Source organism: Vibrio sp. 1S139 (assembly GCF_041439475.1).
Lineage (GTDB): Bacteria > Pseudomonadota > Gammaproteobacteria > Enterobacterales > Vibrionaceae > Vibrio > Vibrio crassostreae_C.
Map to the genome: position 1 here is coordinate 1 of NZ_JBGOOD010000123.1, position 4,828 is coordinate 4,828.

Sequence of the window (4,828 nt, forward strand, 5' to 3'; positions counted from 1 at the left end):
ATTACGTTAGACGGAATTTACGCTGAGCTTAGTGCTTAAGGTTCTGTCTATGAAAGGACTTTAAGCTCGAATATATGAAGCATCATACAACCCCTCACACTAATTTGGTTGTTTTTGATGAAGCTCAGAGGATGTGGGACGAAAATAAAAACAAGAACTACCAAATGTCGGAGCCTTCTTGCATCATCAGGATCGCAGATAAAGATAAAACGCCTTGTCACTATGTCGCTCTAGTTGGAGAGGGACAAGAGATTTATGTAGGTGAAGAGGTGGGTATTTCTCTTTGGTGTGATGCTTTGAAAAGTAGTGAAGAGCTTTGGATTGTTTTTTGCCCACCAGCGTTAGAGCATCATTTTCAATTCATGAGCAGTAATCGTGTTCGAGTAAACCCATTGCTAAATTTAGATCAGTCTTTACGATCTCATAGCGCAAGTTTATATCCTAAGTGGGTGGAAGGTGCTTTGAATGGTAAGCCGGATGTTACGCTGGCTAAGCAGACGATTAAAGACGGTTTCAATATCTATCTAACCAGAGATTTGGATAAAGCTAAAAGATACTGTCTCAATAGATATCAAAACACCAACAAGAAGTACGGCTTGTTAAGTTCGTCAGACAACATCAAGTATAACAAGCAACCATTGGGCCCATGGTTCCATGATGACGTTAGTTCTTCGACATCGTGTTGTAGTTTCCTGCGCACAATTAGTGAGTTTGATTGCCAGGGGTTAGAGCTTGATATGCCAGTGCTAATCTGGGCAAAAGACTTTCTCTACAATGGCAGTGGCTGGGTTCTTCATAAAGGCAATAGAAATGTTCAAAACCCTTTTCAAATTAAGCTTAATAGTTACCGGGTACTGATGACAAGAGGTAGAGATGGCGTAGTGTTTTATTTCCCTCAAGAGGCTCTGTTCGACGAAACTTACGAATATTTCTTAGGTGCAGGTGCGGAGGAACTCTAGTTCTTCATATTGTTGGCTCAGGGTGAAAATAATAAGAAAGGTAGTAGGTACAATGTTAAGAGAAAAGCTAAAAGATGTACTTGAGAACTGGCAGAGCGCTAAAAAGGAAGCCTTTTCTGGGCACCGTCTTGGTCGAGTTATTAGAAACGAGCTTGTTCAAGAAATAGAAAATATTGCTAGCACCAAGGAGAGTGCCTTTGTTTTAAAGGGATCGATCGGTGCTGGGAATTGGGCTGATGTTCCTTGGGTTTCTATCCTGCATAGTGCTATAACTCAGACGACTCAAGGCGGGATTTACCCTGTGTATTTGTTTTGTGCTGATGGAAGCGGGGTATACCTTTCTCTTAACCAAGGTACAACCAAGCTAAAAGAAAAGTTTGGTACCAGAGGGGCTAAGCACGAAGCTAAGAAAAACGCTGACTCAATATACCCATATTGTGAATTGTTGCTAACTCAAAAAGGCTGGACTAAAGGTCCGCTAGACTTAAAAGCAAAGACAATTACTGGTAAATCTTATGAAGAACCTAATGTTGTCGCCAAATTTTACCCTGTAGGGTCTATTCCTTCTGATCAAGAGCTTATTTCGGATCTAGACTCGTTACTTTCAGTTTATGAAAACATTGCACATGACTATCCATTGAATTCTAAAGCCCTGGTTGAAGAGCCAAAAGAGGAGTATGACGTGTTCAAGAACAGCGTAAATAAAAATGCCGCTCCCTTAAATCAAATTCTCTATGGCCCACCGGGAACAGGTAAAACATACCATACTATCGAAGCTGCAGTTCAAGCCGCTGATCCTGATTTTTACGCCAGCATAAACATTGATCCTGAAACCGGTGTATCAGAAGAGCAAAGAGACTCACTAAAGAAAAAATACAAAGTATTGACCGATGTTGGTCGAATTCGTTTTGTCACATTCCATCAAAGCTATGGGTATGAAGAGTTTGTGGAAGGGCTCAGTGCTAAAACAGAAGGCGGTCAAATTTCTTACTATGAAAAAGAGGGTGTATTTAAGGCGCTCTGTGAAAAAGCTAAGGACTACCAAGAAACCAAAACCACGGATGAGAAAGATGATTTTGATACATTGTGGGGGCGTTTTTTAAATAGTTTATCTGAACTGGAAGAGGGCGTTCGAGTCGACACAGTTCGTACGTTTTTCATAGTGACTGATGTCGATAACAACACAATTCGCTTCGAAAAAGACAAAGGCGAATCAACTCATTCTTTGAGTGTAAAAACCTTAAAAGACATCTTTCATGGTGATCGAGTGATTAATGGAGGATTGAACCCTTACTATTCTGCTTTGATCAAGCATTTAGAAAAGCTTGCGCATAGTAAGCGCGAAGTCAAAACAGAACGCCAAAACTATGTATTAGTTATCGATGAGATCAATCGAGGTAATATATCAAAAATTTTTGGTGAACTGATTACCTTGATTGAACCTTCTAAGCGCAAAGGTGCGCAGGAGCCGCTAGAAGTCACCCTACCTTATTCTGGTGATACTTTCTCAGTACCAGATAACTTATATATCATCGGCACTATGAATACGGCAGACCGTTCGTTAGCCATGATGGACACTGCATTACGTCGTCGTTTTGACTTTAAAGAGATGATGCCAAACCCCAAGCTTTTTGCTGATAAAGAAGTTAAGGGCATCAATTTATCTAAATTGCTAGAAACACTAAATAAGCGAATTGAAGTTCTCTATGATCGTGAGCATACGCTCGGTCATGCTTTCTTGTTCCCTGTTTTCAATGAGGTTGATGAAGGCAAGGCGTTTATCGAGCTACAGTCAGCATTTAAGAACAAGATAATCCCACTATTGGAAGAGTATTTTTATGAAGATTGGAGCAAGATTCGTTTAGTCCTTGGTGACAGTTTGAAACAAGACGAGGGACTACAATTTTTGCAAAGAACAGAAGACTTCTACAGTGAGTTATTTGGCCCTGAACATGGGTTAGATCTGTATGAGGATTGCAAAGTGACATACTCATTCAAGCCTTTTGGGGAAGGGACTGTTTGGCAAAACCCGACAGCGTTCAAAGCTATCTACGCAAAAGATAGCGAGTAAGCTTAGTGAAAGCCAAGTAAGAAATCACTCTCTTCGAGTATGACTGTTTAGTGAGTGAAGATGTGCTGAAAGATCAGACTACATCTTCACACATTCAAGCTATCTCTGTATCAGCCTATCAATATCTCAAGCAGCTTTGCTTAAGTAATGAGAATGAAAGAAATCTTCTCCAATTACGTCGTCGAAATGGTATGGAAGTTCTGCAAGTTCAAAACTATGCCGGAGTTATGTTCACGCCAGATAAAACGCAAATTGAAATCCTGCCTAAAATCGGAAAAGGCTTCACAGATGAAGGTAGTGACAACAACTATGATGACGCTTATGTGAAAGCTCGGCATACACTACTAGTAATGTTAGGTGCGTTGAAAGGTTTCTCACATATTCAAACCTCGAATGCTAATATTACTCGCCAAAGAATGCCGTTGTTAGAGGTATTTATAGGCCAATTCTTACAGTCGGTGAACACGCTCGTAAAACGTGGCTTAAGAAGTGACTATGTGCGTAGGGAAGACAATTTAGGTTTCTTAAAGGGGAAGCTGAATGTAGGAAAACAAGTTAGGCATAATTCCATTAGTAAGCATAAATTTTACTGTGAGTACGATGAGTTCTTACTCGATCGTCCCGTAAACCGGTTAATGCATAGTGCTCTAAAACGAGTGAAAGGTTATACGCGGAGTGCAGATAATCAGAAGTTGTTACAAGAACTAGACTTTGTATTTAATGAAATACCAGAGAGTAGGGACTACAGCGTTGATTTTTCAAAAGTCAGGCTTGATAGAGGGATGAGTTACTACCAAATACCTTTAGACTGGTGTCGACTAATCTTAGAAGGCTTTTCTCCACAAACGATGAAAGGTAGTGCTAACGCAGCTTCTCTTTTGTTCCCGATGGAAAAGGTATTTGAAGACTACGTTGCTAAAGTTTTAAAAGAACAACTAGCGGTCAGCCATCCTAAGCTCAGTGTTAATACACAAGTTACTGGTGAGTACCTTGCCCGTTATGACGGTAGAAACAAATTCAGTTTACGCCCGGACTTGATCATTAAGGAAGGGAACACCAATCAAGTCGTGCTCGATACGAAGTGGAAGCTTCTCAATACCAAGTTAAGTAATTCAAATATCTCCCAATCGGATATTTACCAACTGTTTGCTTATGCAAAAAAATACCTTGCGGATGATGAAAGTGGTCAGGATGTGGTGCTGATTTACCCTAGCCAAGACAACTTTGATGAAGCACTGCATTTCCCCTTTGAGTTGGGAGGTGGGCATCAGCTTTGGCTCGTACCATTCGATATATCAGAGAAGAAACATGCGGGCATCAGATGGCCACTAGATTTCAATTTTACCTCTAGAACGGAAGTCTCTCAAAGGTCACCTAACTAATGTGGTTCCTTGAAGTCACAAAGGTATACATTTTCGCGAGTAATTATAAATAAGGCATACCAATGAGATTTCTTAAAATAAAAGAAGTCATGAAAAAGACTGCGTTAAGCAGATCCTCTATTTATCGCAAGATAAGTGAGGGCTCATTTCCTAAGCCCGCACCTATAGGAGAAAGAGCTGTTGCTTGGCTCGACAATGAAGTGGAAGAGTGGATGACAGAGTGTTTAAATCAGCGATGACTGACAGCTAATAAGTGCTCAAAGGTCATGAGTTATATGCAGTAACTCATACTCGATCTTATACACCCGCTGGTTAGTCACGACTAGATCGTACAGGCGACCTGTTGGTATCGTAACTCACATTTGTCGAGTAGACGACACTTGTTACCAAGTGCCGCCCCTCTAAGAACCGTACGT

4 protein-coding genes are annotated in these 4,828 nt (G+C 40.7%); all 4 read left to right on the plus strand.

What is annotated here, in order from left to right; genetic code table 11:
- The first annotated feature begins 74 nt into the window (after positions 1 to 74).
- Positions 75 to 959, plus strand: a complete 885-nt coding sequence (locus tag ACED46_RS21385) for a DNA/RNA helicase domain-containing protein (RefSeq protein ID WP_371722398.1) — start codon at positions 75 to 77, stop codon at positions 957 to 959.
- A gap of 52 nt (positions 960 to 1,011) precedes the next feature.
- Positions 1,012 to 3,030 (plus strand): MrcB family domain-containing protein, encoded by a 2,019-nt coding sequence (locus ACED46_RS21390; protein ID WP_371722399.1) that lies wholly within the window; start codon positions 1,012 to 1,014, stop codon positions 3,028 to 3,030.
- 50 nt (positions 3,031 to 3,080) lie between these two features.
- Positions 3,081 to 4,412, plus strand: coding sequence for an McrC family protein (locus ACED46_RS21395; protein ID WP_371722400.1), 1,332 nt, complete (start codon positions 3,081 to 3,083; stop codon positions 4,410 to 4,412).
- 62 nt (positions 4,413 to 4,474) lie between these two features.
- Positions 4,475 to 4,651 carry an AlpA family transcriptional regulator gene (locus ACED46_RS21400; RefSeq protein ID WP_371714996.1) on the plus strand — a complete coding sequence of 59 codons (177 nt, stop codon included), beginning with the start codon at positions 4,475 to 4,477 and terminating at the stop codon, positions 4,649 to 4,651.
- Positions 4,652 to 4,828: the final 177 nt, after the last annotated feature.